Origin of the sequence: Sphingopyxis sp. FD7, from assembly GCF_003609835.1 — a bacterium.
Classification (GTDB): domain Bacteria; phylum Pseudomonadota; class Alphaproteobacteria; order Sphingomonadales; family Sphingomonadaceae; genus Sphingopyxis.
The window spans coordinates 2735921-2762532 of the sequence record NZ_AP017898.1 but is presented as its reverse complement, the minus strand read 5'-3'; the positions used below and the strand labels follow the sequence as shown (position 1 = coordinate 2762532).

26 protein-coding genes are annotated in these 26612 nt (G+C 67.1%); 15 read left to right on the top strand and 11 right to left on the bottom strand.

Annotated elements, in window-relative coordinates; genetic code table 11:
* Positions 1-75: 75 nt before the first annotated feature.
* The 3 genes from SPYCA_RS13130 to SPYCA_RS13120 are packed head-to-tail and all read left to right on the top strand — an operon-like array spanning position 76 to position 2446.
* Positions 76-660 carry a DUF1285 domain-containing protein gene (locus SPYCA_RS13130; RefSeq protein ID WP_120221069.1) on the top strand — a complete coding sequence of 195 codons (585 nt, stop codon included), beginning with the start codon at positions 76-78 and terminating at the stop codon, positions 658-660.
* On the top strand, positions 660-1244 hold the full coding sequence (locus tag SPYCA_RS13125; RefSeq protein WP_120221067.1) for a CoA pyrophosphatase: 585 nt from the start codon (positions 660-662) through the stop codon (positions 1242-1244). The genes SPYCA_RS13130 and SPYCA_RS13125 overlap by 1 nt, the downstream gene beginning before the upstream one ends.
* Entirely contained in the window at positions 1241-2446 is a 1206-nt protein-coding gene (locus tag SPYCA_RS13120) for a CCA tRNA nucleotidyltransferase (RefSeq protein ID WP_120222337.1), read from the top strand. The genes SPYCA_RS13125 and SPYCA_RS13120 overlap by 4 nt, the downstream gene beginning before the upstream one ends.
* Here the strand turns inward: SPYCA_RS13120 and SPYCA_RS13115 are convergent.
* The 3 genes from SPYCA_RS13115 to glpX form a co-directional block, all read right to left on the bottom strand.
* Positions 2410-4092 (bottom strand): putative bifunctional diguanylate cyclase/phosphodiesterase, encoded by a 1683-nt coding sequence (locus SPYCA_RS13115; RefSeq protein ID WP_232003307.1) that lies wholly within the window; start codon positions 4090-4092, stop codon positions 2410-2412. The genes SPYCA_RS13120 and SPYCA_RS13115 overlap by 37 nt on opposite strands.
* An 89-nt stretch (positions 4093-4181) precedes the next feature.
* Positions 4182-6482: a DNA topoisomerase IV subunit A gene (gene parC / locus SPYCA_RS13110; protein ID WP_120222336.1), complete on the bottom strand. Its 2301-nt coding sequence runs from the start codon at positions 6480-6482 to the stop codon at positions 4182-4184.
* A gap of 87 nt (positions 6483-6569) precedes the next feature.
* Positions 6570-7541: a class II fructose-bisphosphatase gene (gene glpX / locus SPYCA_RS13105; RefSeq protein ID WP_120221063.1), complete on the bottom strand. Its 972-nt coding sequence runs from the start codon at positions 7539-7541 to the stop codon at positions 6570-6572.
* A 129-nt stretch (positions 7542-7670) separates the two neighbouring features.
* Between glpX and SPYCA_RS13100 the strand changes: the two genes are divergently transcribed.
* Positions 7671-8063: a hypothetical protein gene (locus SPYCA_RS13100; protein WP_232003305.1), complete on the top strand. Its 393-nt coding sequence runs from the start codon at positions 7671-7673 to the stop codon at positions 8061-8063.
* 121 nt (positions 8064-8184) lie between these two features.
* Here SPYCA_RS13100 and SPYCA_RS13095 read toward each other — a convergent pair whose 3' ends face one another.
* Both SPYCA_RS13095 and SPYCA_RS13090 read right to left on the bottom strand, forming a co-directional pair.
* Complete coding sequence (locus SPYCA_RS13095; RefSeq protein ID WP_120221059.1) at positions 8185-9504, bottom strand: homoserine dehydrogenase; 1320 nt, start codon at positions 9502-9504, stop codon at positions 8185-8187.
* Between the two features lie 126 nt (positions 9505-9630).
* On the bottom strand, positions 9631-10440 hold the full coding sequence (locus SPYCA_RS13090) for a hypothetical protein (protein WP_172595073.1): 810 nt from the start codon (positions 10438-10440) through the stop codon (positions 9631-9633).
* A 350-nt stretch (positions 10441-10790) separates the two neighbouring features.
* On the opposite strand from SPYCA_RS13090, the gene SPYCA_RS13085 reads away from it, so the two are divergent.
* From SPYCA_RS13085 to SPYCA_RS13060, 5 genes are all read left to right on the top strand, one after another.
* Entirely contained in the window at positions 10791-11444 is a 654-nt protein-coding gene (locus SPYCA_RS13085) for an energy transducer TonB (RefSeq protein WP_120221056.1), read from the top strand.
* A 58-nt stretch (positions 11445-11502) separates the two neighbouring features.
* On the top strand, positions 11503-12318 hold the full coding sequence (locus tag SPYCA_RS13080; RefSeq protein WP_172595072.1) for a MotA/TolQ/ExbB proton channel family protein: 816 nt from the start codon (positions 11503-11505) through the stop codon (positions 12316-12318).
* Positions 12319-12422: 104 nt separating this feature from the next.
* Entirely contained in the window at positions 12423-12944 is a 522-nt protein-coding gene (locus SPYCA_RS13075; protein ID WP_011541116.1) for an ExbD/TolR family protein, read from the top strand.
* Positions 12945-12975: 31 nt separating this feature from the next.
* A complete protein-coding gene (locus tag SPYCA_RS13070) occupies positions 12976-13401 on the top strand; it encodes an ExbD/TolR family protein (protein ID WP_011541115.1) in 426 nt (141 codons plus the stop codon).
* Between the two features lie 637 nt (positions 13402-14038).
* The gene (locus SPYCA_RS13060) at positions 14039-14623 is read left to right on the top strand and encodes a superoxide dismutase family protein (protein ID WP_172595071.1); all 585 of its coding nucleotides are present in this window, start codon (positions 14039-14041) and stop codon (positions 14621-14623) included.
* A gap of 4 nt (positions 14624-14627) precedes the next feature.
* Here SPYCA_RS13060 and SPYCA_RS13055 read toward each other — a convergent pair whose 3' ends face one another.
* Positions 14628-16238 (bottom strand): MFS transporter, encoded by a 1611-nt coding sequence (locus tag SPYCA_RS13055; RefSeq protein WP_120221052.1) that lies wholly within the window; start codon positions 16236-16238, stop codon positions 14628-14630.
* Between the two features lie 106 nt (positions 16239-16344).
* Between SPYCA_RS13055 and SPYCA_RS13050 the strand changes: the two genes are divergently transcribed.
* Complete coding sequence (locus SPYCA_RS13050) at positions 16345-16830, top strand: low molecular weight protein-tyrosine-phosphatase (RefSeq protein ID WP_120221050.1); 486 nt, start codon at positions 16345-16347, stop codon at positions 16828-16830.
* Here the strand turns inward: SPYCA_RS13050 and thpR are convergent.
* Positions 16740-17354, bottom strand: coding sequence for an RNA 2',3'-cyclic phosphodiesterase (thpR, locus tag SPYCA_RS13045; RefSeq protein ID WP_120222333.1), 615 nt, complete (start codon positions 17352-17354; stop codon positions 16740-16742). The two genes, SPYCA_RS13050 and thpR, sit on opposite strands and share 91 nt — an antisense overlap.
* A gap of 140 nt (positions 17355-17494) precedes the next feature.
* On the opposite strand from thpR, the gene SPYCA_RS13040 reads away from it, so the two are divergent.
* Complete coding sequence (locus SPYCA_RS13040) at positions 17495-18223, top strand: Bax inhibitor-1/YccA family protein (protein WP_120221048.1); 729 nt, start codon at positions 17495-17497, stop codon at positions 18221-18223.
* A gap of 68 nt (positions 18224-18291) precedes the next feature.
* Here the strand turns inward: SPYCA_RS13040 and SPYCA_RS13035 are convergent, their stop codons facing one another.
* Complete coding sequence (locus SPYCA_RS13035) at positions 18292-19353, bottom strand: LacI family DNA-binding transcriptional regulator (protein WP_120221046.1); 1062 nt, start codon at positions 19351-19353, stop codon at positions 18292-18294.
* Positions 19354-19567: 214 nt separating this feature from the next.
* Here SPYCA_RS13035 and SPYCA_RS13030 point away from each other — a divergent pair, with 214 nt between their 5' ends.
* The 4 genes from SPYCA_RS13030 to SPYCA_RS13015 all read left to right on the top strand — a co-directional run bounded on the left by SPYCA_RS13030 (position 19568) and on the right by SPYCA_RS13015 (position 23542).
* Complete coding sequence (locus SPYCA_RS13030) at positions 19568-20221, top strand: RpiB/LacA/LacB family sugar-phosphate isomerase (RefSeq protein WP_120221045.1); 654 nt, start codon at positions 19568-19570, stop codon at positions 20219-20221.
* A 1-nt stretch (position 20222) separates the two neighbouring features.
* Complete coding sequence (kduD, locus tag SPYCA_RS13025) at positions 20223-20981, top strand: 2-dehydro-3-deoxy-D-gluconate 5-dehydrogenase KduD (protein ID WP_120221043.1); 759 nt, start codon at positions 20223-20225, stop codon at positions 20979-20981.
* 121 nt (positions 20982-21102) lie between these two features.
* Positions 21103-22116, top strand: a complete 1014-nt coding sequence (locus SPYCA_RS13020; protein WP_120221042.1) for a sugar kinase — start codon at positions 21103-21105, stop codon at positions 22114-22116.
* The gene (locus tag SPYCA_RS13015; protein WP_120222332.1) at positions 22103-23542 is read left to right on the top strand and encodes a carboxylesterase/lipase family protein; all 1440 of its coding nucleotides are present in this window, start codon (positions 22103-22105) and stop codon (positions 23540-23542) included. The genes SPYCA_RS13020 and SPYCA_RS13015 overlap by 14 nt, the downstream gene beginning before the upstream one ends.
* Positions 23543-23649: 107 nt before the next feature.
* Here the strand turns inward: SPYCA_RS13015 and SPYCA_RS13010 are convergent, their stop codons facing one another.
* From SPYCA_RS13010 to SPYCA_RS13000, 3 genes are read right to left on the bottom strand one after another with little or no spacing between them, the layout of a single operon-like run.
* Positions 23650-24621, bottom strand: a complete 972-nt coding sequence (locus SPYCA_RS13010; RefSeq protein ID WP_120221040.1) for an alpha/beta hydrolase — start codon at positions 24619-24621, stop codon at positions 23650-23652.
* Positions 24618-25022 (bottom strand): cupin domain-containing protein, encoded by a 405-nt coding sequence (locus tag SPYCA_RS13005; RefSeq protein WP_172595070.1) that lies wholly within the window; start codon positions 25020-25022, stop codon positions 24618-24620. Before SPYCA_RS13005 ends, SPYCA_RS13010 begins: the two co-directional genes overlap by 4 nt.
* A complete protein-coding gene (locus SPYCA_RS13000) occupies positions 25019-26398 on the bottom strand; it encodes a pectate lyase family protein (RefSeq protein ID WP_120221038.1) in 1380 nt (459 codons plus the stop codon). The genes SPYCA_RS13005 and SPYCA_RS13000 overlap by 4 nt, the downstream gene beginning before the upstream one ends.
* Between the last annotated feature and the right edge of the window lie 214 nt (positions 26399-26612).

Genomic DNA, 26612 nt, shown 5'->3' with positions numbered 1-26612 from the left:
GGTATTTGGCGATAGTCTCCATCGTCTCCTCCAGGTGCGGCTTTACTTGTGCCCGCACATTCCTATGTCGGGTGGATGGTCAGCTTCGCGCCCTCGCTCCCCAAGGATTTTTCGCAGCTCTCGTTGGCCGAGGCCGCCGAACTGCTCGCCGCGCGGAAGCTGCCGCCGGTCGAAAGCTGGCACCCCGAGCGCACCGGCGACAGCGCGATGGAAATCCGCGCCGACGGCAGCTGGTATCATGAGGGCGGGCGGATCAACCGGCCCGCGATGGTCAAACTCTTCTCGACGATCCTCCGCCGCGAGGCCGACGGCAGCCATGTTCTTGTCACCCCGGCCGAAAAGCTCGTCATCGCGGTCGAGGACACGCCCTTTCGCGCGGTCGAGATGAAGAGCGAAGGCGCCGGCGCGACGCGCAAACTCATCTTTCGCCTCGACACCGACGACCTCATACTCGCGGGCGCCGATCACCCGCTCAGCTTCGGCCGCGACCCCGACCATCCCGACCCGCGGCTGCATGTGCGCGGCGCAATCGGCAACGGGCTCGAGGCGCGGATTGACCGGGCGCTCTATTATGAACTCGCCGACATCGCGCTGGCGGAGGGCGGCGATCCCATCGCGATCTGGTCGAACGGCGCGCAATTTCCATTGGTCGACCGCTGATGCTCTCCGCCAAATTGCGCGACGCGCTCGCCAATCTGCTCCCCGGACCGGGGGAGGACGAGGCCTATCTGGGCACGCCGACGCTGCGCGATGCCGCGGTGCTCATCGCCTTCACCGATCGCGCCGACCCCGGCGTCATCCTGACCCAGCGGCCGCAATGGTTGCGCAGCCACGCGGGGCAGGTCGCCTTTCCGGGCGGCAAGATCGACCCCGGCGACCGTGACGCGATCGACGCCGCGCTGCGCGAGGCGGAGGAGGAGATCGGCCTCAGCCGCCGCGACGTGATGATCGCGGGGGTTACCGAGCCCTATCGGTCGGGCAGCGGCTATCGCATCACCCCCGTGCTGGGCGTCATCCCGCCCGACCTGCCGCTCGACCCCAATCCCGACGAGGTCGAGGACTGGTTCGAGGTGCCGCTCGACATATTGTTCGACCCCGACAATTATGCGCGCCAGCACGCGCATTGGCAGGGACAGGACCGGCATTATTATGACATGGACTGGCAGGGACGGCGGATCTGGGGCGTGACCGCGGGCATCATCGTCAATCTGGCGCGGCGCCTGCCCGCGGGGTGGCACCGGTGACGTGCCTGCCCGATGCGGCATGGCGCCAGCGGCCGGGGCTGCGCCGCATCGTCGCCGCGCTTGCTGCCGATGGCGGCGCGGTCAAGGTCGTTGGCGGCGCGGTGCGCGACACGCTGCTGGGTCTGGACGTCACCGACATCGACCTTGCGACCCCGCTGGTGCCGGAGGAGGTGACGCGGCGGCTCGAGGCGGCGGGGATCAAGGTGATCCCGACGGGCATCGCGCACGGCACCGTCACCGCGATCGCCAGCGGCGATCATCACGAGATCACGACGCTGCGCCGCGACGTCGCGACCGACGGCCGCCGCGCGACGGTGGCCTTTGCCGACGATTGGCGGGGCGATGCGGCGCGGCGCGATTTCACGATCAATGCGCTCTATGCCGATCCCGATAGCGGCGAAATCGACGACTGGTTCGGCGGCCTCGCCGATCTGGCGGCCGGGCGCGTCGCCTTCATCGGCGACGCCGCGACGCGCATTGCCGAGGATCATCTGCGCATCCTGCGCTTCTATCGCTTCGCCGCGCGCTTCGGGCGCGGCGACCTCGATCCCGCCAGCCACGCCGCGGTCGTCGCGGCGCGCCAGTCGCTCAAAAGCCTGTCGCGCGAGCGCATCGCCGACGAGCTCACCAAGATACTGGCGCTCCCCGACCCGCGCGCGATCGTCGCGCAGATGCACGGTGACGGCATTTTCGCGGTGCTGCTGCCCGAACTCGACACGGGCTTTGCCGCGACGCTCGACCGGCTGCTCGCCAGCGAAGCCGCGGCGGGCATCCCGCCGGCGCCGCTCCGCCGCCTCGCCGCGCTGCTCCCGGCCGATGCCGCGATCGCCGAACAGGTGGCGAGCCGTTTGCGCCTGTCGACGCGCCAGCGCAAGCATCTCGCCGCGCTTGGCGGCCATCGCCATGATGTCGCGCGCCCGGTGCGCCAGCTCGCGCACGCGATCGGCGTCGACGCGGCGCGCGATGTGCATCTGCTCGCGGGCGACCCCGCGGCGCTTCCTGCCCTCGCCGATTGGCAGGTTCCGGCGCTGCCGCTGAAGGGCGGCGACATCGTCGCGCGCGGCATCGCCGCGGGGCCGGAAGTGGCGCGCATCCTGAAGGCGGTGGAGGCGGCGTGGGTGGCGGAGGATTTTCCCGGCGCCGCGCGCGTCGCCGAGCTGGTCGATCAGAAGATCGGCCGTGTGAGCGACCGCCGCCAATAGTCGAGCGCGGCCTCGCCATCCATCGGCCGCGCGAACAAATATCCCTGCCCGAAGTCGCAACCGAGCGCCGAGAGCAGCCGCGCCTGATCGGTCGTCTCGACCCCCTCGGCGGTGGTTTTCATCCCTAGCACTTCGGCGAGGCTCTGGATGGTGCGGACGATCGCCACCTTGTCGCGGTCGTCGACCATATGCTCGACGAAGCTGCGGTCGATCTTGAGCACGTCGATCGGCAGCCGCTGCAGATAGGCCAGATTTGAATAGCCGGTGCCGAAATCGTCCATCGCGACGCGCGCGTCGAGCGCCTTCAGTTCGCGCAGCACCGACAGCGCCAGGTCGGGATCGCCGATGATCGCGCTTTCGGTGAGTTCGATCATCAGCCGTTCGCCGCCGATACCGTGTTTTTCGAGCGCCTGCCGCACAACCCCGGCGACATCGTCGCGCACCAGCTGGATCGCCGAGACATTGACCGAGAAATAGGCGTTGACGATCTGTCCGCCGTTCTGCCGGTCCCAGTCGGCGAGCACTGCCGCCGCCTTGCCGATCGCCCATTGGCCGAGCGGGACGATCAACCCCGAATCCTCGGCGATCGGGATGAACTCGGTCGGCGACACCGCGACGCCGCTGCCATTGTCCCAGCGCGCGAGCGCCTCGAACCCCGCGACGCGCCCGGTCGCCATCTCGACGAGCGGCTGAAAGGCGAGGTGCAGCCGATCCTCCTCGATCGCGTTGCGCAGTTCGGTTTCGAGTCCGAAGCGGTTGTCGGACAGCATCGCCGCTTCGGGCTCATAGATTTCGATGCGATCGGTCTGTTTCGCGCGCTTGAGCGCGATCTGCGCGTGACGGATCTGGTCCGCGACGTCGATTTCGTCGGTCGGCAGGATCGAACAGCCGAGCGCGCAATCGACGCTGACCTTCAGCTCGCCGATGCGGAACGGATGGTCGAAACAGCCGCGGATGCGCCGCGCCATTTCGCGCACATCGGCGCGTCCGCCGACGATTCGCGTCGAAATTGCGAACTCGTCGCCCCCGGTGCGCGCCAGTATATCGCCGCTGCGCAGGCTCGATTTCAGCCGTCGCGCGACGGTGATGATCAGCTCGTCGCCCGCCATCGGGCCGATATGTTCGTTGATGCGCGAAAAGCGTGCGAGGTCGAGCAGCAGCACGGCATGGTCGGCGCCGGAGGCCTCGCCATGCGCGCGCTGTTCGACCAGTTCCTCGAACCCCGCGCGGTTGGGCAGGCCGGTCAGGCTGTCCGACACCAGTTCGCGGCGCAGGTTGCGCTCGGTCATCATTTCCTGGGTGCGATCGATCAGCGTCAGCAGAAAAAGCCCGTCGTCGTCCGTTTCGGTGGGCAGCGGGCCGATATGCCCGCGCAGGTCGCGCGCTGCCGGTCCCTCGCCCAGCTGGCACGAAAACTCCTGCGCCTCGCCCGGCTGTTGCGATGCGCGTTCGACCGCGCGCAGAAGCTCGATCGGCGCGTCGGCGCCGACCGGCGACAGGCTCAGCCGGTCGAAAGCGGCGTTGCTCGCGTGGAGGCGGAAATTGCCGCGCGCCATCGGCCTGACCAGCGCGGCCGGCACCGGCAGCGCGTCGATCCAGCCGACAAACAACAAAGGCCGGTCTTCGCCGGTTCGATCAATAGGCATAACAGCGGGTTTTGTGCGACCTTTCCCCATTTACCCATGCCTAGGGTGCGGGGAGTAAAGAAGGGATTTACGGCAGCGCGCTTTTGCGCTCAGTCGAAGCGATTGTTGCGCGGAAAACCGGTCGGCGGCATCCGTCCCGCCGCGCCGCGCGCGACGCGCCACGGCGCCAGATCGGTTTCGGTGCGCGTGCGGCCGCTGTCGCCGCCCATCGCCCAGCTCAGCCCGTCGGCGAGGACAAAGCTCACCGCGTCGGACAGGCCGCCGTCGCGATAGCGTTGCAGCATCACCCCCTGGCCGCGCGCCATCACCGGCACTTCGGCGAGCGGAAAGACGACGAGCTTGCGATTCTCGCCGACCACCGCGACGCTGTCGTCGCCCGGCGCGACCGGGCGCACGACCGCAAGCGTCGCCCTGGGCTTCAGGTTGACGACGTTGCGGCCCTTGCGCGTCTCGGCGGTGACGTCATCCGTCCGGACGATGAACCCATGTCCGCTCGTCGAGGCGAGCAGCAGGCGACCCTCGGCGCTCGCGGGGAGCATCGCGACGATGCGCGCGTCGGGGTCGATGTCGACCATCAGCCGCAGCGGCTCGCCGAATCCGCGCCCGCCGGGCAATTTGTCGGCGCCGACGGTGAAAAAGCGCCCGTCGCTCGCGGCGATCAACAGCTTGTCGGTGGTTTGCGCATGGGCGGCGAAGAGCAGCTCGTCGCCTTCCTTGAACTTGAACTCGCCCCACTGACCTTCCGCGACATGGCCGCGCTGCGCACGGATCCAGCCGCGCTTCGACAGGATCACCGTCACCGGTTCCTTTTCGATCATCGCATCCAATGGAATCTCGCGCGTTGGTGCGGCTTCGGCGATCGTCGTGCGCCGCGCGCCGAGCCGCGTTTCGAGCCCATAGACGTCGCGCAGCTTCTTGAGGTCGGCGCGCAACCGCTTTCGTTGCAGCGCCGGGCTTTCGACCAGCCTGGCCAGCTCCTCGCGCTCGGCGGTCAGGTCGGCCTGCTCGCGTTTCAGCTCCATTTCCTCGAGCTTGCGCAAGGACCGCAGGCGCATGTTGAGGATCGCCTCGGCCTGGCGGTCGGTCAGCGCGAACTCGGCGATCATCACCGGCTTGGGTTCGTCCTCGGTGCGGATGATCTCGATGATCCGGTCTAGGTTCAGAAAGGCGATGATGTAGCCGGCAACCAGCTCCAGCCGGTCGTCGATCTTCGCGATCCGGTGCTGCGCGCGGCGGACGAGCACGACGATCTGATGCGCGAGCCATTCGGCGAGCAGCTGTTTCAGCCCCATCACCTTCGGCGTGCGCGTCGCGTCGAGGACGTTCAGATTGAGCGCGAAGCGGCTTTCGAGGTCGGTCAGCCGATAGAGGCTGTCCTTCAGCACATCGGGGTCGACGTTGCGGCTCTTGGGCACCAGCACGATGCGGATGTCCTCGGCGCTTTCGTCGCGGACATCTTCCAGAATCGGCAGTTTCCTGTCGGCGATCAGCTGCGCGATCTGTTCGATCAGCTTGCCCTTGGCGACGCCATAGGGGATTTCGCTGATGACAAGCTGCCAGGTGCCGCCGGACAGCTTCTCGACCCCGTCGGCTTCCCATTGGCCGCCCGCATCCTTGCCGGTCGAAAAGCGCGCGCGGACGCGAAAGCTGCCGCGCCCGCTTTCATAGGCCTGCGCGATCGTCTCGGCGCTGTCCGCGACGATGCCGCCGGTGGGGAAATCAGGGCCCTTGACATGGGTGAGCAGGTCCGAAAGCTCGGCCTTCGGATTGTCGAGCAGCAGCAGCGCGGCGTCGATCACTTCGGCGGCATTGTGCGGCGGGATGTTGGTCGCCATGCCGACCGCAATCCCGCTCGCGCCATTGGCCAGCAGGTTGGGGAAGAGGCCCGGCATGATCTCGGGCTCTTCATCCTCGCCATTATAGGTGGGGCGGAAATCGACGGTGCCTTCGTCCAGCCCCGCCATCAGGTCGATCGCAACGCGCGTCAGCCGCGCCTCGGTATAGCGATAGGCGGCGGCATTATCGCCGTCGATATTGCCGAAATTGCCCTGACCGTCGACGAGCGGATAGCGGAGCGAAAAATCCTGCGCGAGGCGGACCATCGCGTCGTAAACCGCGGTGTCGCCGTGCGGGTGGAACTTGCCGATGACGTCGCCGACGACGCGCGCCGACTTCTTGTAACCCTGGCTCGGGTCGAGCCGCATCGCGCGCATCGCCCACAACAGGCGGCGGTGGACGGGTTTCAATCCGTCGCGCAGGTCGGGAAGCGAGCGCGCGGTGATCGTCGACAGCGCATAGACGAGATAGCGCTGCGACAGCGCGCTGTCGAACGGGGTATCGATGCTGTTGCCGGGGTCGGAAGGGGGAAGGTCGTCGGTTGTGCTGGCCATTATCGGCCGCCGATAGCAAGGCTGGCGCGCCAAGGCAAAGCCTTGCGTCGGCGCGCCCGACCGGGCCGCATGAGCGCCCGCAAAGGGTCAGCCCGCGCGATGCTCGCCGCGCACCCAGCGCACCGTGCCCGACGAAGCGCGCATGACGACGCTTTCGGTGGTCAGCACGCCGCCGCGGCGGCGCTTCACGCCGCGCAGCAGCGACCCGTCGGTCACCCCCGTCGCGGCGAAGATCACATCGCCTCTCGCCAGATCGTCGAGATCATAGACGCGGTCGAGATCGTCGATCCCCCATTTTTTGGCGCGCAGCCGCTCGTCGTCGTTGCGGAACAGCAGGCGGCCCTTGAACTGGCCGCCGACGCAGCGCAGCGCCGCGGCGGCGAGCACGCCCTCGGGCGCGCCGCCCGACCCCATATAGAGGTCGATATTGGTGTCGGGGTTGGTCGTCGCGATCACCCCGGCGACGTCGCCGTCGGGGATCAGCGCCACGCCGCAGCCGATCGCTCGCAGTTCGGCGATGATCGCCTCGTGGCGCGGGCGGTCGAGCACGCACACGATAATCTCTTCGGGCGCGACGCCTTTTTCGCGCGCGACCGCGGCGACATTCTCTTGCACGCTCTTGTCGAACCCGATGATGTCGGGCGAATAGCCGGGGCCGACCGCCAGCTTGTCCATATAGACGTCGGGCGCGTTGAGCAGGCAGCCTTCCTCGGCGATCGCGAGCACCGCGAGCGCGTTGGGGCCGGCCTTGGCGGTGATCGTCGTGCCTTCCAGCGGGTCGACCGCAATGTCGATCTTCGGCCCCTTGCCGGGCGCATTGCCGACCTTCTCGCCGATATAGAGCATCGGAGCCTCGTCGCGCTCGCCCTCGCCGATGACGATCGTGCCGTCCATATAGAGCGTGTTGAAGGCGCCCCGCATCGCCTCGACCGCGGCGGCGTCGGCGGCTTTCTCGTCGCCGCGGCCGATCAGCCGGGCGGCGGCGATCGCCGCGGCTTCGGTGACGCGCACCATTTCGAGCACGAGCACCCGGTCGAGGTTGCTGCCGCTTTTCGTCATTTCCGCCACTCTCCGTCTTTACTTGCTGCGCCCCTTCGGCATGGTGGGCGCCATATGGCGCGCCGCCCCGCTTGTCGAGAATGCTTCGCCCGATTCGCCGCGGCTTTCGCGCTCTCATGCGTCATCCCCGTGACGGCGGGGGCGCAGGTGCAGGGGCCGCCCGCGCCGCCGCCGCCGCGCGATGCCGAAAGCGCGGTCGCCAATGCCAGGGAGCTTGTCGATCCGATCCGGCGCTGCAAGCCTGCCGGTGACGGGACGATCACCGTCTGCGGCACCGACACCGAACGCCACCGGCTGACTCCCGAACTGCGCGCGATAGCGGGCGTCGGCCGCGAGGCGTCGCCGAAGCTGCCGCGCGCCGAAGCGCGGGCGATGAGCCTCGACAAGCTGCCCTATAACTGGATCTCGATCGGCGGCCGCTATGCGCCCGGCCCCGAATATAATGCGCTTTACGAGATGGCGAAGGAACGCACCGATCCCGAGACGGGAACGCCGCCGCCCTCGGAAGAGCCGGAACATTAACCCACTTCGTCATCCCGGCAACTCACTTCGTCATCCCGGCGAAGGCCGGGATCTCTCCCTTACGGTGTGACGCACCGGCGAGATCCCGGCCCTCGCCGGGATGACGGCAGGAAGGGACAGTTCAAAGCGCCAGGATCGGCATGTGCATCGGCGCGCCGACGACATGCTCCGACGCGCCGAGCGCCGCGAGCGCCGCATGGATCGCGCGGGCCGGGCCCTCGTGCGTCACCAGCACGATGACGACGCCGTTGCCATCCTCGCTGCCGCGCTGGATCAGGCTTTCGATCGACACGCCCGCGTCGCGCATCGCCGCCGCGATCTCGGCGAGCACGCCGATCCGGTCCTCGACGATCAGGCGGACATAATGTTTGCCGACGCGCGCGCCGGCATCGGCGGCGGGCGCGGCGTCGAGCGCATCGACGGGCATCGCAAAGGCGGGGCCATATTCGTCGCGCGCGATGTCGATGATGTCGGCGACGATCGCGGAGGCGGTCGGCCCGGCGCCCGCGCCCGCGCCCTCGAAGAACAGGCGGCCGACAAAATTGCCCTCGGCGACCACGGCGTTGAGCGCGCCGGGGACATAGGCGAGCGGATGGTCGGCGGGCACCAGGCATGGCTGGACATGCTGGTAGAGGCCGGTCGCCCCCCGTTCGGCCATGCCGATCAGGCGGACGCGGTGGCCGAGCGCTTCGGCCTCGCGGATGTCGGCGGCGATCAGGCCCCGGATGCCGTCGGCGGTCACCGCGCCGATGTCGAGCCGCGTCCCGAAACAGAGCGCGGCGAGGATCGACAATTTATGCGCGGCGTCGATGCCGTCGACGTCAAAGGTCGGATCGGCCTCGGCATAGCCCTCGGCCTGCGCGGCCGCGAGCGCGTCGGCGAAGCTCGCGCCGTTCCGTTCCATCTGGGTCAGTATATAATTGCAGGTGCCGTTGAGGATGCCATAGACGCGCGCGATCTCGTTCGCCGACGCGCCTTCGCGGATCGCCTTGATGACGGGAATGCCGCCCGCGACCGCGGCTTCATATTTCAGCGGCGTGTCCTTTTCCTCGGCGATTCGCGCCAGATCCAGCCCGTGATGCGCGATCATCGCCTTGTTCGCGGTGACCAGCGCCTTGCCCGCGCCGAGCGCGCGGCGCGCCAGCGTCAGCGCCGATCCGTCGGCGCCGCCGATCATCTCGACGACGACATCGACGTCGCCCGCCGCGACGAGCGCGTCCATATCGTCTTCCCAGCGATAGGGGGACAGGTCGATGCCGCGATCCTTGTGCCGGTCGCGCGCCGACACCGCGACGATTTCGATCGGCCGACCCGCGCGCCGCGCGATCAGCCCGCGATTCGCCTCGAGCAGCCGCACGACGCCGCCGCCGACGACACCGATCCCGGCAAGCGCGACGCGCAGCGGCGGGCGGGGGACGGGCGGGGCGACAGGGGACGACATGATCAAAGACTCCAGGCCAGGGCTCGCGGGGGCAGCCCCCGTCATTGCCGCCGCCCTATCGGCTTTTCCACTGGAGACAAGCCCGCTGCGCCTTTCGCGCGCCGAAGCCGATCTTTATCCCCTGGCTTATCCCTCCGGTGGCTTGCGCGTTCGCGTGCATTCGCCGAGCGCGCCGAGCACCACGGCATAATCCGACGCCGCCTTTCGCCGATCCGCGGGCGCGGTGCCCGCCAGCTTGTCCAGCGGCAACTGGCGCGGCAGGCCGCAGGCGAGGCGGTACCAGGCGAGCGTGTCGCGCGCGGGGACCGCCGCCGACCCGTCGACAATCTCGCCGAAGGCCGCGGCCCAGCGCCGCGACCCGTCGGCGGCGGTCAGCACGGTCAGCGATACGGGTTCGCCCGTCGCCGTGTTCAGGAACAGCTGCGTCTCGCCCTCGCCGGGCAGCGTGCCGGGGACGTGAAAGCCGTTGGCGATGCCCGTGATCGCGGGCGGCGCGCCGGGTTTGACGAGCTCGGTCAGGATCGCACGCAATCGCGCCTCGGTCGCCGCATCCCACGGCAGTTGGGCGTCGGGCGCGACCAGCTGGACGCTGCCCGTGTCGTTCGTTCCGGCGGCGGCGCCCGCGACGGGACGGGCAAAGAGCAGGACCGGCTGCTTGCGCTTCAGCTTCGCGGGCTTGCCGCGCGCGTCGTCCGGCAGGTCGACCAGATAGGAGATTCGTGCGGCCAGTGGATCGCTCCCGCGAATCAGGCGCACGACGTCGGCCTCCACATAGAATCGCGTGTGGGCGGGCGCGACGCCGGGCGCACGCTCGGCTTTCAGCGCGGCGGCGCGGTGGATGCGCGCGTGCAGCACGATCGGCGCCGCGGTGGCAAGGTCGGCGATGTCGGCATAGCTGTAGGGACTGGTGCCGGTGGCCGGCTCATTCGTCTGCATCGCCGAAACACTCGGGATTCCAAGGGTTAGCGTCAGGGCGCCGGCGATGAAGGCGGCGTGGGGGAGGCGCATGGTCGATCCTCTTTCCATTTTTTCGCATCGTCGGTGACACCGGTATCGGTGCCGGAAACCCCATCATGGGACAGGGCACATTAACCGCTGATAAAGGGTTTGCGAATGTGCCGCCACCGCGATAGGACGGGCGCGAAGTGTCCGGCGAGAACATAATATGCCGGATGCAGTGCCGTCGGGTCTGTGAAAGCGCATCGGAAATCATCCGGGCATTTGGCAACCGTCCCGATGGTTGGGAATTGGTGTCAGGATGATCTAGCAAGGAGCGTCGTCCCTGAATGGCTTATGGTGATAGTGTCGACCCTAAAAACAGGGTAGTGGCAATCGTCTTGGTCGGTCTGTTCACCGCTGTTCTGGGCTACGGCCTGGTCAACGGCCTGAACATCAGCATCGTCAAGAAGATCGCCGAAAAATTGGACGTGGTGGACGTTGAAGAGCCGCCGCCGCCGGAGGAACCGCCGCCGCCGCCGCCGCCGGACAATGTCCTGCCGCCGCCGCCGCCGGTGGTGACGCCGCCGTCGCCGATCCCTCCGCCGGTCACGACGAACACGATTCAGTCGGTGCCGAAGGCGCCGCCGACGCCGCCGCCGCCCGTGTTCACGCCGCCCGCGCCCCCCGCGCCCCCGCCGCCCGATCTCAGCCAGGCCGGCTCGCCACGCGGCAACCCGGCGCGCTGGGCGACGAACGACGATTATCCGGCGCGCGCCATGCGCGAAGAGCGCGAAGGCACGACCGGATTCCGTGTGACCTATGGGGTCGATGGCCGCGTTACCTCGTGCGACATTACGTCGTCGAGCGGTCACGCCGACCTCGATGCCGAAACCTGCAAGCTGATCACGCGCCGCGCCCGGTTCAATCCGGGCAAGGACCGCGCGGGCAATCCGACAGGGGGCACCTACAGCAATCGTATCCGTTGGCAGATCCCCCGCTGATCTGACGCGATCCTAAGTTTTTCGATTTGAACAAATTCTTTGAGAGGGAATTTCCAGTATGTTTAATCTGATCGCAAACGCCGCCGCCGCGGCGCCGGCCGCCGCTCACGACGCAGGCCTCAGCCTGATGCCCGCATCCATGTGCGTGAAGGAAGAAGGCCAGAACCCCTATGGTCTGGTTCCCGCGCTCTGCGAGGGCGGCATCGTTTCGCAGCTCACCTTCCTCATCCTGCTCATCATGTTTGTCGGGACGCTCTACATCCTGTTCACCAAGCTGTTCGAGCAGAACAAGGTGATCAACCAGGGCAAGACCGTCGACGCCACCTTCTGGCGCGCGCCGACGCTTGCCGATGGCGTTTCCAAGCTCGAAAAGAACAGCGCCTACCGCCAGGTCGTCGAAGACGGCCTCCGCGCGAACGAAGAGCATAACAAGCTGACCGACCCCGTCGAAGCGCATGACTGGATGCACGGTACGCTCGAACGTTCGCAGAACCACATCAACTCGAAGCTGAACAGCGGCCTCGCCTTCCTCGCGACCGTCGGTTCGACCGCGCCGTTCATCGGACTGTTCGGTACCGTTATCGGCATTCTGCGCGCGCTGGTGAAGATCGGTGCCTCGGGTCAGGCGTCGATCGACACGGTCGCCGGTCCGGTCGGCGAAGCGCTCATCATGACCGCCATCGGTCTGATCGTCGCGGTTCCCGCGGTGCTCGCCTTCAACTGGCTCCAGAGCCGCAACAAGATGATCGCGCGCCGTCTCTCGATCTTCTCGAACGACGTTCTCGGCTCGATCATGTCGAACGGCCAGGTGAAGCCGGCGTCGCCGACGGTGGCAAAGGCCGCTGCTCCGGCCGCCGCGCCGAAGAAAGCCTGATTCGGCTCCTGGATCCCCGCCCGTCCCCTGGGACGGGCGGGGTCCGCTGGACGGCCCATAATCGCCGTCCATGACAGATAATTTTGTGACAGGATGCTAATCCTATGGCGATGAGTGTAGGCGACAAGGGCGGCGAAGACGCCCCGATGTCCGAAATCAACACGACCCCGCTCGTGGACATCATGCTCGTGCTTCTCATCATCTTCCTCATCACGGTTCCCGTGGTGCTGGAGACGGTGGAGCTCGAGCTGCCCGACGTGGTCTTTGAACCGACGACGACGAAGCCTGAAAATGTGCTGCTGTCGATCCGGTCGGCCGACACCGACGGCGATGGCCTGCCCAATCCGGAAAGCACGGCATGCGAAGTTTACTGGGGTCAGACCCCGGTTGATTCGCGGCAGTTGCTCGAACGCGGACAGGCGAAGCTGGAAAAGCTGCTCGAAGATATCGGCGGGCCGCAGAACATCACCGAAGAAAACTTCCCCGAAGTGCATATCCGCGGCGACGTCAACACGCCGTACCAGTGCATCGGCGGCGTGATCTACACGATGCAATATGCCGGCTTCCAGAAGATCGGGTTCATTTCGGAACCGGCTCCTGGCTCGGGCACGGTGGGCCGCCTCTAAGGCGCTCCGCCCAGATATGAAGGAATAACCAATGTCCATGTCAGTTGGCGAACGGGACGACAATGAACCGATGATGGACATGAACACGACGCCGCTTATCGACGTCATGCTCGTGCTTCTCATCATGTTCATCATCACCATCCCGGTCCAGACTCACGCGGTGAAGATCGACCTGCCGGTCCCGACCGACAGTCAGAGCAATGTCGACCCCGAAAAGAACAAGGTGATGATCGACCGCGCGGGGACGATCACCTGGAACGGCACGCCGGTCGATCTGGCGCAGCTTGCGCAATATCTGGAACAGACCAAGGCGCTGCCGGTCGAACCCGAACTGCAGGTTCAGCCCGACCCCTATGCCCGCTATATCGTCGTCGACAATGTCATGGCGGTGATCAAGCGCAGCGGCGTCGGCAAGCTCGGCTTCGTCGGCAACGAACAATATGCCCGCGTCTTCTGATTTCTGACATCAGCGCCGCACGGCAAGACCAGGGGCCGCGAAGCGATTCGCGGCCCCTTTGCCGTGGCGGCCGACAAGGGCTGAAAACGACCGGAAGCGGACGTTGATGGTCCTCCCCGCCACGGGGAGGGGGACCATGCGAAGCATGGTGGAGGGGTACGCGGTGTCGAGCGCGGCGTATGACCTCCCGTACCCCTCCACCACCCTGCGGGTGGTCCCCCTCCCCCGTTGGAGGAGGATCGGCAACGGCCGCTTCCCACCCCAAAGCGGCCATCATAATAACGCTGTCCTACATGCTCCGCCTGTGCGAAGCTCTACCCCGGTTCTTTCCATCGGCGCACGAAACTGCGGTGGCTGACCGGCATCGCGAAGTGAACAGGGGCCCGGTCGAACTGTCCGCCGAGCGCTGCCGGCCGGGGGGCCGCACAGGGCCGACTTTCCCTGACCTTTGGGCCGATCGGGAGTCCTCCGGCGCCGACCGGATCGCGGTCGCACCGGGCGACGATGAAATGCGACGACCGCACGCTGCGCGCCACTATGCCCTTGGAAGCTGCTCCAAAAAGCGGCATCGTGGCTGGGGATCGAAACGCGCCGCTACGGCGTTCTGATCCCGATGGAACAGCAGGGAGGCCGCCACATGACGATCGGTTCGCACCACAAACAGTTTCTCGCCCGCGGTGGCGCCTTCGCCTGCGCGCTGCTCCTTGCGGGCTGCGCGGGGATGGGCGGCAAGGCGCCGACGACGACGCTGCCGCCGCCCGACGCCCATGCCCAGCTTTACGACGCGAGCGGCGCCGACCGCGGCCGCGCCGACATTTATCGCGACGCCAGCGGGCTGCGCATCGAGCTGGTGGCGCGCGGTTTCGGGCCCGGCACCTATGGCATGCACGTCCATGCCGTCGGCCAGTGCGCGCCGCCCGATTTCACGAGCGCGGGCGGGCACTGGAACCCGACGGGGGTTCAGCACGGCCGCGACAATCCGATGGGCGCGCACCATGGCGACCTGCCCAACCTGGTTGTCGAACCCGACCAGATCGGCCGTGCGACGCTGCGCATGGTCGGCTCACGCTTTGAAGGCGACGGCGGGCTGCTCGACGCCGACGGCGCGGCCTTCGTCATTCACGCCGGCCCCGATGATTACCGGACCGACCCCAGCGGCAACAGCGGCGGGCGCGTCGCGTGCGGCGTGATCGTTGCGGGCGCGCCGACGGTCGGCGGCTGACCGGTCAGCCCTCGCCGCGCGCTGCGGCCGCCCGCTCCACAAGCGTCGCCTCCGCCTCGGGCAGCGCGCGATAGGCATAGAGGAGCAGCGCGACCGCGACCGGCGCGACGCCGATCAGCGACAATATGCCGGTGCGCAGATTGCCGACCGGCTGGCCGTTCACCACCGTGCCCGTCAGGTCCGAAATCTGCCCGACCATATAGGGGCCGAAGGACAGGCCGATCAGCGTCGTGCCAAGGAAGAAGGCGGCGGTCGCGGTGCCGCGCATCTGCGGCAGCACCAGATCCTGCGTCGTCGCCGCCGCCGCGCCGAGTGCCGCGGCGCCGAACAGCCCGGCGAGGAAGTTCATCACATAGAAAAGCGCGGCGTTTTCGGTGGTGTATCCGATCCAGATGGGGATGATCGGCGCGACGACGCCGAACAGGATCATCCAGATGCGCCCCGCGGGGTGGCGCGCGCGCAGCGCGTCGGCGACGCGGCCGCCGATGATGACGCCGATGAAGCCGCTGAGCGCGCCATTGGCGCCGAGGATCGAGGCAAGCTGCTGCTTGGGCAGCCCCAGCACGACTTCGGCATAGGGCGCCGACCAGAAAGCAAGCGCATAGGCGGCGAGCGCGACGAGGCCATAGCCGAGCGTGGTGCAGATGAACGCGGGCGTGCCCCAGATCAGGCGAAAGGTCGCGGGGTCATTGGCGCGCAGCGTGCTCGCCCACGAAAAGACCGCATAATAGCCGAGCGCGACCGCCGACCATTGCGGCAAATTGCCCGTCAGCTCGATCATCCACCAGGCAAAGGCGGCGAGCGCGGCGGCGACGCCGACGTTGATCGCGAGCGCCGCGGGGCCGCGCTGCCACGCGCCATAGAGCGTGAGCGGCGGCACGATCATCGACAGATCCCTGCCGAACGCGCGGAACGGCGTCGGCGAACTTTGCGTCGGCACGCCGTCCATCGCGCCGCGCACCGGCTCGCGCAGGCTGGCGACCCACAGCGCGAGCAGCAGGCCGGGAATGCCGACCGCGAGGAACGCTGCCTGCCAGCCGACGAGCCCCAGCGGCCCGCCCGCCGGATAGGCGCGGTTCCAGCTTTCGACGATCACCGCGCCGATGAACAGCGACACGCCGCCGCCGAGATAAAGGCCCGACGAATAGATGGCGAGCGCCGTCGCCTTCTGCCTCTTCGGGAAATAGTCGGAGATCAGCGAATAGGCGGTCGGGCTCGCGGTCGCTTCGCCGACGCCGACCCCCATGCGCGCCAGCGTCAGCGTCAGCCGGTCATAGGCGAAGCCCGAGGCCGCGGTCATCGCCGACCACAGGGTCAGGCCGATCGACAGCAGCCGCACGCGGCTCCAATTGTCCGCGAGGCGGCCGAGCGGGATGCCGAACAGCGCGTAAAAGACCGCAAAGGCCGCGCCGCCGAGGAAGCCCATGTCCGAATCGCTGAGCTGCAGGTCGGCCTTGATGTCGACCGCGAGGATGCTGATGATCTGCCGGTCGATGAAATTGAGGATATAGACGACCACCAGCACCGCCAGCACATACCAGCTATATGCGGTGGCCTTGGGTTCGGAGGGTGCCGATGCACCCGACATGCTGTTTTCGCTCGCGGCATCGGCCATATGGCAACCCTCTCCCTGACCCTCTATCTGTTGCGCATCATGGCTAGCAGAGCCGCACGGCGGCGCAAGTTGAAACTCGGTTCAACTTTGGTGGAGCAGGAGCGAGATGAACAAGGACGGAAGCGCGCCGCGGGCAATCCTGTTTCTGTGTCTCGGCAATATCTGCCGCTCGCCGCTCGCCGAGGGCGCGGCGCGTGCGGCCTTCGCCGCCGCGGGGATCGACGCGCATATCGATTCGGCGGGAACGGGCGACTGGCATGTCGGCCATCCGCCCGATCGCCGGGCACAGGCCGAGGCGCGGCGTCGCGGCATCGACATTTCCGGGCTGCGCGCACGTCAGCTCGTCCGCGACGATTTTTACCGCTTCGACCTGATCCTTGCCGCCGACGAAAGCAATCTGCGCGACGCGCTGGCAATCCGCCCCGACGACGCGATCGCCGAGCTATGCCTGATGCTCGACCTCGTTGCCGGACGCGCGGGGCAGGGGGTGACCGATCCCTATTATGGCTCGGACGAGGGTTTTGCCGCGACGTGGGAGGATGTGGCGGCAGTCGCGTCGGCGCTCGCCGCGCGCTGGTCGACGAGCGGATAGCGCGCGACGGGGTGATAGCGTGAACCGCCGTGCCCCATTTCGCTCTCGTAAAGCGTGACATGGCCGAAGGGGAAAGGGTCGCTCGCGAGGTCGCCGTTCAGCGCGAGGAAAGGCGCGACCGGCCCGGACGCGCGGTTAAGGCGCGCCAGCGTGATGTGCGGCACAAAGGCGCGCGTTTCGGCCGCGATGCCAACGCGCGCCAGGCATTGTTCGACCTTGCGGTGCAACGCCGCGAGCGCCGTTTCGGGGGCGACGCGCGCCCAGACCATGTGCGGCCGCCCCTGCCGCTCGAACAGGCTGACACCCGCGATTCGCGCCGTGATCGGCGGCGCGTGGAGCGCGCCCAGCGCCGCGGCGATGTCTTCGGCCAGGTGGTGGTCGACCTCGCCGATGAAGCGCAGCGTCAGGTGAAGCTGCTCGTCGCTTTGCCAGCGCGCGCCCGAAATGCCGTGCATCGCGCGCAGCAAGAGCGCGCGGACGGGCGGTGGCGGTCGCAGCGCGACAAACAGGCGGTGCGTCGACATGGCATGAGCATAGGGCGTACCGCCGCTTGCCGCGAGTCCCCCGTCGCCACCTTCCTGTCCGGTTTCGCTTGAATCGGACAGGAAAAGTCCCGATATTGCGGTCACGGCCGGTATGGGCTGGCCGGTGATGGAGATGAAAAATGGCGAATTGGAACGACCCCAATATGGCGGCTTCCGGTTTTGGCGCCGGCGCGAACGCAATGGACCAGGCCGTCGATGCCGGTCTGCGGTCGTACATGCTGTCGGTTTACAACTATATGGCCTCGGGCGTGCTGCTCACGGGCATCGTCGCGTTGCTGGCCTTTCAGTCGGGCTTTACCGCATCGCTGATCGGCAGTCCGCTGATGTGGGTGGTGATGCTGGCGCCGCTGGCCTTCGTGATGGTGCTGAGCTTTGGCATCAACAAGCTGTCGACTCCGGCCGCGCAGGCGATCTTCTGGGTCTATGCCGCGGTGATGGGCCTGTCGATGTCGACGATTTTCCTGGCCTTTACCGCCACGTCGATCGCGACGACCTTCTTTGCGACCGCGGCGGCCTTCCTTGGCCTCAGCCTCTATGGCTATACGACCAAGAAGGATCTGTCGGGCTTCGGCACCTTCCTGATCATGGGCGTCGTGGGCATCCTGGTCGCGATGCTGATCAACTTCTTCGTGCAGTCGAGCGCGCTCAGCCTCGCGATCAGCGTCATCGGCGTGCTGATCTTCGCCGGCCTGACCGCCTATGACACGCAGAAGATCAAGAGCATGTATTTCTATGTTCGCGGGACCGATTTTGTCGGCAAGTCGGTGGTGATGGGCGCGCTGTCGCTCTATCTCGACTTCGTCAACATGTTCACCTTCCTGCTCAACCTTCTGGGCAGCCGCGAATAAGCGGACCGCCATAGGAATGTTTCGGATAGCCCGGCGGAGCGATTCGCCGGGCTTCTTCGTTCATGGATTTACGGCTTCGAGCCGCCGGGCGGTGGCGCGACCGACTGCCGCTCGATCAAGGTCGAGGGCAGGACATTATCTTCCTCGTCCAGCTTTGCGCCGGGGCCGAGGAAATCGGGAACCAGGATCTGCGAGGCGCGCACGCCCATTTCGCGGATCGGCCAGCGCACCGTGCTGAGCGCAGGCCAGATATGCGTCGCGGTCGGACTGTCGTCGAAGCCGATGATCGACAGTTCGGCGGGCACCTTGATCCCCTTGCCGTGTGCAACGCTCAGCACTCCCGCCGCCATTTCGTCGTTCGAGCAGAAGATCGCGGTCGGTGGATCGGCGCGCGCCAGCAGCGCCTCGCCCGCCTCGATCCCCGCCGTGTAGCGGTAGTTGCCGGGAGCGTTGAGTTCGTCGGGCAGCGTGAGTCCCGCCTCGGCGAGCGCTTCGAGAAAGCCTTTTTCGCGCTCGGCGGCCGAGCGGAAACCCACCGGGCCGCGCACGAAACCGATGCGGCGATGGCCAAGCGCGATGAGCCCGCGCACCGCCTCCGCCACCACCTCGCGATCGTTCGACGAGATGCAATGTCTGGGGTCGTCGAGCGGCGCCGAGCCGATGCGGACATAGCGCACGCCCAGATCCTCGCAGAGCCCGGCTAGCTCGTCATTCTCGGAGATTGGCGGCAACAGCATCGCGCCGATCGGCCGCTGCTTTTCGAGAAAAGTGCGCACATCGTCGAGCAATTTGTCCGACCCGCGATCGACCGGGCGGACGAGCAGCGCGAGATCGCTATCCTTGATCGCGTCGAGCACGCCGCGCTGGAAATTGAGCACCGTCTGCGCGTTCGGATTGTCGTGAAGCAGCGCGATCAGGAAGTTGCGGCGAAAGGCGAGCGCGCGCGCCTGTGGATTGGGGACGAAGCCCAGCTGCTCGATCGCCTTTTCGACCGCGGCGCGCGTCTTTTCGGTCAGGAACTCCGACCGGTTGATCACCCGGCTCACCGTCTTTTTCGATACGCCCGCCAACGCCGCGACGTCGTTGATTGTCGGCTGCTTGCCCCCCGGCCCCTTGGTCTGTGCCGCCATATGCGCTTGTTCCTCCGCGGGTGGTTTTGGCTTCTGCCCCGCCTTTCCCGCCGTGTGATGGGCGCTCGCCGCGCCAAAATCAACCATCGCGAGGCGCGCGCGCTGATTATTGATACCGGTGTCTGGTACGCAATGCTGTCGTCGGGCCGCTTCAGATATTGACACCGGTTACCTGAATGAGTAGCCTGTCTGGAAAGCAGCAAAGGAACCGGACATGAAGATCGCGCTGATCACCGAGAACAGCCAGGCCGCCAAGAACGGCATCATCCACGAAGCACTGGCCGCGGTTGCCGAGCCGCTGGGTCATCAGGTTTTCAACTATGGCATGTATTCGGCCGACGACAAGGCGTCGCTGACCTATGTCATGAACGGCCTGCTCGCGGGCATCCTGCTCAATTCGAAGGCCGCCGATTTCGTCGTCACCGGCTGCGGAACCGGCATGGGTTCGATGCTCGCCTGCAACGCGATGCCCGGCGTGTTCTGCGGTCTGGTGATCGATCCGACCGATGCCTTTCTGTTCGGCCAGATCAACGACGGCAACGCCATTTCGATGCCCTATGCCAAGGGTTTCGGCTGGGCCGCCGAACTCAACCTCCGGGATGTTTATGCCAAGCTGTTCGACGGCGAGCGCGGCCTCGGCTATCCCAAGGAGCGCGCCGAAATCATGCGGACGAACCGCGGCATTTTGAAGGAACTGAAGGCGGCGGCGTGCCACGACATGCTGACGGTGCTGAAGACTGTCGATCAGGATCTGCTGCGTGCGGCGATCGCGGGCGAGAAATTCGCCGATTATTTCTACGCCAATTCGCAGGACGAGGCGATCAGCGCCTATCTGAAGAGCCTGTCGGCGGAGCCGGCGCTCGCCTGACATGAGCGCATCCTTCTTTGATCTCGCCGGACGCGTCGCGCTGGTCACCGGCGCCAACACCGGCATCGGGCAGGGGATTGCGCTCGCGCTCGCCGGTGCGGGCGCCGACATCGCCGCGGCGGGCCGCTCGCCCGCCGATGAAACCATTGGCAAGGTGCGCGCGATCGGGCGCCGCGGCGACAATTTCGCCGCCGACCTGTCGAGCGTCGGCGCAGTGCAGCCGCTCGTCGATGCGGTGCTCGCCGCGTTCGGGCGCATCGACATCCTCGTCAACAACGCCGGGATCATCCGCCGCGCCGATGCGGTCGATTTCACCGAGGAAGACTGGGATGCGGTGATGGACACCAATTTGAAGACGCTCTTCTTCCTCTGCCAGAGCGTCGGGCGACACATGATCGCGCGCGGGTCGGGCAAGATCATCAACATCGCCTCGATGCTGACCTTTCAGGGCGGTATTCGCGTGCCGAGCTACACCGCGTCGAAATCGGGGGTCGGCGGACTCACCAAGCTGCTCGCGAACGAATGGGCGGCAAAGGGGGTCAACGTCAACGCGATCGCGCCGGGCTATATCGCGACGAACAACACCGCCGCGCTGCAATCGGATGAGACGCGCAACCGGCAGATCATGGAGCGCATTCCCGCGGGTCGCTGGGGCGACCCCGCCGATATCGGCGGCGCCGCGGTGTTCCTGGCGTCGCGCGCGTCGGACTATGTGCAAGGCCATATCCTCGCCGTCGATGGCGGCTGGCTGGCTCGGTAAATATATTTCAAAGGACCGTTCGTGCTGAGCTTGTCGAAGCACCGTTCTTCCTTTGGCGCAAAAAAAACACAGCCCTTCGACAATCCCGCATCAGGTCCGGGACAGGGCGAACGGAGTAGGAATGGCGCAAGGCAAGCTGGTCTTTTTCGGCGAACTGCTGATCCGCCTCAACGCGCCGGGCAACGAGCTGCTGATGCAGTCGCCCACGCTGGCGCTTCACGTCGGCGGGGCCGAAGCCAATGTGGCGATTGGACTCGCGCATCTTGGCCATGCCTGCGCGATGGTGTCGCGGGTTCCGGACAATGCGCTGGGTCGTGGCGCAGTGGCGGCGGTGCGCGGCGCGGGCGTCGATTGCACCGCTGTCACGACCGCGCCGGGGCGCATGGGGCTTTATTTCCTCAGCGTCGGGGCAGGGCTGCGCGCGTCCGAAATCGTCTATGACCGCGCGGGATCGAGCTTTGCGGCGAGCGGCGCGGACGATTATGACTGGGACGCGCTGCTGAATGGCGCAGCGCTCCTCCATCTGTCGGGCATCACCCCTGCCTTGGGCCCGCGCTCGGCCGAGGCGGCGCTCGCGGCGGCGCGTATGGCGAAGCGGCTGGGCGTGCCCGTCAGCTTCGATGGCAATTACCGTGCGATGCTGTGGGAGGCGTGGGACAGCGATCCGCGCGCGATTCTTTCCGAGCTGATCGGCAGCGCCGACATATTGTTCGGCAACCACCGCGACCTGTCGCTGGTGCTGGGGCAGGAGTTCAGTGGCGAAGGCGAGGACCGGCGGCGCGAGGCGGCCGAAGCGGGCTTCGCGGCTTTTCCCGGTCTCAGCCTCATCGCCTCGACCGCGCGCCATACCGTCACCGCCGACCACCACCGCATCGCGGCGCGCGTCGATCTTCGCGATGGCTGCCACCAGACTGACGAGGTCGACGTAACCGGAATCGTCGACCGCATCGGCGCGGGCGATGCCTTTGCCGCGGGGGTGCTCCACGCGCATCTGGGCGGAGGCACCGCCGAAACGATGGCGATGAGCGGCCTCGCGCTCACCTGCCTCAAACATTCGCTCCCCGGCGACGCCAGCCGCTTCGGCCAGGCCGACATCGATGCTTTCCACGGCGGCGGACTCGATGTCCGGCGCTGAGCTGACCCGCCGCGCGCTGCTCGCGGCAGGCGCCGGCGCCGTGCTGGCGCCGCCGCTTTTTGCGCGAACGGGGGGAGGCGTCCGGACCTTCAAAGGCATTCGCTACGCGACGGCCAGGCGCTTCGAGGCGCCGGTGCCATCGCCCGATAATCGCACCGCGCGGGGCGACTTCGGCCCCGCCTGCCCGCAGCGCGGCGATCGCTATGCCCCGCAGTCCGAAGACTGCCTGTTCCTCAACGTCTGGACACCCGCGACGGCAAGCGATGCCAGGCGGCCGGTGATGGTCTATTTCCACGGCGGCGCCTATTCGACCGGCAGCGTCACCGATCCGATCAATGACGGCGCGGCGCTCGCGGCGCGCGGCGATGTCGTGGTCGTGACGGTGAACCACCGGCTCAACGCGCTCGGTTATCTGTATCTCGCGCGGCTCGACCCGCGTTTTCCCGACAGCGGCAATGCCGGGCAGCTCGACCTGATCGCGGCGCTGACATGGGTGCAGCGCAATATCGCGGCCTTCGGCGGCGATCCCCGCAATGTCACCGTCTTCGGCCAGTCGGGCGGCGGCGCGAAGATTGCGACCTTGATGGCGATGCCGGCGGCGAAGGGCCTGTTCCACAAGGCGATCACGATGAGCGGGCAGCAGGTTACGGCCTCGGGCCCGCTCAACGCCACGAAGCGTGCCGAAGCTTTCCTGGACGCACTCGGCAAGGGCGTCGATCCCGCGACCGCACCCATCGGGCAACTGATCGCAGCGCTGGAGGCGACCGACCCGATTCTGGGCGGCTCCGTCTACATGGGTCCGGTGCTCGACATGACGCATCTGACGCGCCACCCCTTCTGGCCCGATGCAGCGCCGCAGTCGCTCGACATCCCGATGATGCTCGGCAACACGGTGCTGGAAACGCGCGCCTTTTATGCGCCCGACGGCAAGCCGCTGGCGGGGCTGAGTTTTGACAATCTTGCGGCGCGGATCGCCCCCGAAATCAAGGTCGATGCGCACCCCGAATGGGTCGTCGCGCAGTTTCGCGCGCGCTATCCCAAGGCCGCGCCACTCGACCTTTTCCACCGCATCGTTACCGCGGGGCGCAGCTGGCGCGGGCAGGTCGAGGAGGCCGAGGCGCGTGCGCGCGCCGGGGCGCCCGCCTTTGTCTATCAGCTCGATTTCGAGGATGCGAAGCACACCGACGACATCGGTTTCGCTTTCGGCACCACCCCCGATGCAAGCCCGGCGCAGCAGGCGATGAGCGACCGGATGATGGATGCCTTCGTCCGCTTCGCGCGCACGGGCGATCCGGGCTGGCCCGCCTATGATCTGGGCACGCGGCAGACGATGATCTTCGACACCGACAGCCGCGTCGAGAGCGATCCGCGCCGGTGGGAGCGCGAGCTGTTCGCGCGCGTGCCCTATATCCAGCCGGGGAGTTAAGCGGCAGTCACAACGCCCTTGTTCGTCATCCCGGCGAAGGCCGGGATCTCGCCGGTGCGTGAGGGGGCGAGGGTGAGATCCCGGCCTTCGCCGGCATGATGATTTGGTCAGACGATCCGGTGCGACCCCAGCCAGTTCCACAGCAAGTCGGGCCAGATCGCGACGGGCAGCCCCGCGGTTTTCATCAGCCCGAAACCATGACCGCCGCGCTCGAAGAAATGCGCTTCGCACGGCGCATTGATGGCGCGCGCCGCGTCGCGCAGGCGGACGCTGTTGTCGACCTTGACGACATCATCATCCTCGGCGTGGAGCAGCCAGAGCGGCGGCTGGTCGGCGCGGACATTGCGGTCGGGCGAGTAAAGCGCCTCGCGCGCCGCGTCGGGGTTTGTTCCGATCAGCTTCTCGCGGCTCACCGCATGGGCGATCGCGGGGTCCATCGACACGACCGGATAAATGGCGGCGAGCGCATCGGGCCGCGCGGGCAGCGCGTCGGCGGCGTCGACCGGTGCATAGACTTTTGCGTCGAAGCGCGTGAGCAGGCTCGTCGCGACCTGCCCGCCCGCCGAAAAGCCGCCGAAGGCGACGCGCGCCGGATCGATGCCGTCGATGCCTGCGCGGCTGCGCACCAGCCGCACCGCGCGCTGCGCATCGGCGAGCGGCACGTCGGCTCCGTTCGTCCAGCCGTCGCCGGGCAGGCGATAGAAAAGAACGTAAACGGTGACGCCGCGTTCCTTCAGCCAGCGCGCCAGCTCATAACCTTCCTTGTCGATCACGACATAGCGATAGCCGCCGCCGGGCGCGAGGATGACCGCGGCGCCATTGGGCTGCGCCGGGCGGAAGATGTCGAGCCGCGGGCGCGTGATGCCTTCGAGCATCCGGTCGCTGGCGTCGGGGTCGTCGCTGCGCTGGACGACGCGCTCGGCGAGGCCAGGGGGCCGCGTGAGATGGCCTTCGGGCCAGAGCGGCACGCTGACATCGGGCGCGACCCCGGCGGGGCGCGTCCACGCCTCGCGCGCTGCCACACTCGCGAAGGGCAGCGCGAGACCAGCGGTAAGGAGTTCGCGGCGGCCGACAGTCATGATCCGGCGGCCTTGTTCGGATAGGCGATGATGAGCACCAGCGGCTCGGTGCCTGTCTGCCGGATGCCGACCTTGGCGCCCTTGTAGAGCCACGCCGCAGTCCCGGCCTTCAGCGCCTTTTCCTCGCCGTCGGAATGGACGATGCCGGTCCCTGCCAGGACATAATAGATTTCGTCATGGTCGATCGGATGCACGCCGATCGCCGCGCCGACGTGCAGCGCGCGCTTGCGGAACTCGAAGCTGCGCGGCGCGGGCACGGCGTCGCTGATCCGCCATGCGGTCGACATGCCGATTTGCCCGTGCGGCGGAGCTTCCTCGCGCACCGTCGCGGCTTCGTCGATCACGACCATCGCGGGCGCGGCGCCGACGCTGGCCAGCAACATCGCGAGCAGCGCGCTCATGGCGCCTCTCCGCGCGAGGCGCGGTCGCGCGCCGACAGATGTTCCTGCGGCATCGGCGCGGTCTGCCCCGGATAGCGGCCCGATTTGGGCTCCATCGTCGCGAGATCCCACTCGGCCTCGACGAAGGGCGCGCGCACCGGCGGCTTGACCGCGGGATAGACGCTCACTTCCCTTTCGTCGTCGATGATCGCGCCGCGCCCCTCGGCCACGAAGAAGAGCACGCGAATCTCTTCGGCATCGCGCGCCCACGGCCGCGCGCCCGCGGTCGCGAGCACCGACGTTTCGACGTCGCGCGCTGGCAGGATATGGTAACCCTCGACCGGCGCGAGCGGCGCCTTCGCGCGGATCAGCTCGGCGCGCGTCTCGCCATAACGGCCGAATTCGGGCAGCGGCTGGCCGTGGCGATCGACCGCCAGATTGTCCTTGCCATAATAGTCGAGGTCGCCGTCGCCGCCGAGCATCAGAAAGGGCAGGCCGTCGTCGGTGTCGTTGCCGCCGCGCAGCACATTGCCGATCGCGGTGATCTGTCCCGTGACATAGTCGTGCCCGGTCCATTCGAGGTTCATCAGGTTGTAATGCACCGCGCGGTGCTTGGGGTTATAGATCAGATTGTTGATCATCAGCACCTGCGCGCCGCCCTTCACCAGCGGTGCGCGCTCGACATTATGCGCCCAGATATTGCGGTAAAAGACGATGCCGGTGGCATTGTCGTGGATCAGCGATCCCTTGCTGTGTTCGCCCTTGGGGTGGCTCGCATCGGCAAGCCCCTCGGCGGCGATATTGTTCGAGAAACTGATGTTGCGGCTCGTGCCCTGACGCCATTCCTCGACGCTCTTGCCGGTGAAGCGCGGCCCCGACGCCGACATATTTTCGTCGATCGCCCACAGGAAGGTGCAATGATCGACGATGACATTGTGCGCGGCGACGGTCGAAAAGGCGTCGGCTTCCCACCCGCTGCGCTTCGGCTGGCCATCGACGCCGGTATAGACGCGCAGGTGGCGCAGGATGACGTCGTGCGTCTTCACGTCGATGCCGGTGCGGATCAGCGTGATGCCGGGGCCGGGCGCGGTTTGCCCCGCGATCGTCAGATAGGGATGTTTGATCTCGATGGGCTGACGCCCCATGTCGATCACGCCGCCGACCTCGAACACGATGATGCGCGGTCCGGGCGTGTCGATCGCCGCCTTCAGCGACCCCGGCCCGTCGGCGGCCAGCGTCGTCACGCGCAGTATCTTGCCACCGCGCCCGCCGGGGGTTTCGGCCGCCGGGCCGACCGCGCCGGGAAAGGCGCGCGGTGCCGCTTCGGCCGCAGCAAGCGGCGTGGAGGGCAGCGCAAAGGCCAGCAAAAGCGCGGCTATCCACGGGGTCGGGCGCATAATTCTCTCCCTCATTCTTTGGGTCTTGACAGGGCGTCGCCTATCCTTCAATCTTTCTGACACCGGTTACCCCAATCGGTCAACGAGAAAATGTTTCCGAAGGAGAGGCTTTGATCGGGGCCGCCGCGACGACGCGCGGACCCTTATCGCTCTCTGACAATCAATAGACAGGGTGGCGCGCCGCGTCATTTCGTCGAGCAAAGTAACCGGTGTC

Coding starts and splice junctions, on each gene's coding strand:
- SPYCA_RS13130 (WP_120221069.1), top strand. CDS start 76: ATGGTCAGCTTCGCGCCCTCGCTCCCCAAGGATTTTTCGCAGCTCTCG.
- SPYCA_RS13125 (WP_120221067.1), top strand. CDS start 660: ATGCTCTCCGCCAAATTGCGCGACGCGCTCGCCAATCTGCTCCCCGGA.
- SPYCA_RS13115 (WP_232003307.1), bottom strand. CDS start 4,092: ATGCCTATTGATCGAACCGGCGAAGACCGGCCTTTGTTGTTTGTCGGC.
- parC (WP_120222336.1), bottom strand. CDS start 6,482: ATGGCCAGCACAACCGACGACCTTCCCCCTTCCGACCCCGGCAACAGC.
- glpX (WP_120221063.1), bottom strand. CDS start 7,541: ATGACGAAAAGCGGCAGCAACCTCGACCGGGTGCTCGTGCTCGAAATG.
- SPYCA_RS13095 (WP_120221059.1), bottom strand. CDS start 9,504: ATGTCGTCCCCTGTCGCCCCGCCCGTCCCCCGCCCGCCGCTGCGCGTC.
- SPYCA_RS13090 (WP_172595073.1), bottom strand. CDS start 10,440: ATGCAGACGAATGAGCCGGCCACCGGCACCAGTCCCTACAGCTATGCC.
- SPYCA_RS13085 (WP_120221056.1), top strand. CDS start 10,791: ATGGCTTATGGTGATAGTGTCGACCCTAAAAACAGGGTAGTGGCAATC.
- SPYCA_RS13080 (WP_172595072.1), top strand. CDS start 11,503: ATGTTTAATCTGATCGCAAACGCCGCCGCCGCGGCGCCGGCCGCCGCT.
- SPYCA_RS13075 (WP_011541116.1), top strand. CDS start 12,423: ATGGCGATGAGTGTAGGCGACAAGGGCGGCGAAGACGCCCCGATGTCC.
- SPYCA_RS13070 (WP_011541115.1), top strand. CDS start 12,976: ATGTCCATGTCAGTTGGCGAACGGGACGACAATGAACCGATGATGGAC.
- SPYCA_RS13060 (WP_172595071.1), top strand. CDS start 14,039: ATGACGATCGGTTCGCACCACAAACAGTTTCTCGCCCGCGGTGGCGCC.
- SPYCA_RS13055 (WP_120221052.1), bottom strand. CDS start 16,238: ATGGCCGATGCCGCGAGCGAAAACAGCATGTCGGGTGCATCGGCACCC.
- SPYCA_RS13050 (WP_120221050.1), top strand. CDS start 16,345: ATGAACAAGGACGGAAGCGCGCCGCGGGCAATCCTGTTTCTGTGTCTC.
- thpR (WP_120222333.1), bottom strand. CDS start 17,354: ATGTCGACGCACCGCCTGTTTGTCGCGCTGCGACCGCCACCGCCCGTC.
- SPYCA_RS13040 (WP_120221048.1), top strand. CDS start 17,495: ATGGCGAATTGGAACGACCCCAATATGGCGGCTTCCGGTTTTGGCGCC.
- SPYCA_RS13035 (WP_120221046.1), bottom strand. CDS start 19,353: ATGGCGGCACAGACCAAGGGGCCGGGGGGCAAGCAGCCGACAATCAAC.
- SPYCA_RS13030 (WP_120221045.1), top strand. CDS start 19,568: ATGAAGATCGCGCTGATCACCGAGAACAGCCAGGCCGCCAAGAACGGC.
- kduD (WP_120221043.1), top strand. CDS start 20,223: ATGAGCGCATCCTTCTTTGATCTCGCCGGACGCGTCGCGCTGGTCACC.
- SPYCA_RS13020 (WP_120221042.1), top strand. CDS start 21,103: ATGGCGCAAGGCAAGCTGGTCTTTTTCGGCGAACTGCTGATCCGCCTC.
- SPYCA_RS13015 (WP_120222332.1), top strand. CDS start 22,103: ATGTCCGGCGCTGAGCTGACCCGCCGCGCGCTGCTCGCGGCAGGCGCC.
- SPYCA_RS13010 (WP_120221040.1), bottom strand. CDS start 24,621: ATGACTGTCGGCCGCCGCGAACTCCTTACCGCTGGTCTCGCGCTGCCC.
- SPYCA_RS13005 (WP_172595070.1), bottom strand. CDS start 25,022: ATGAGCGCGCTGCTCGCGATGTTGCTGGCCAGCGTCGGCGCCGCGCCC.
- SPYCA_RS13000 (WP_120221038.1), bottom strand. CDS start 26,398: ATGCGCCCGACCCCGTGGATAGCCGCGCTTTTGCTGGCCTTTGCGCTG.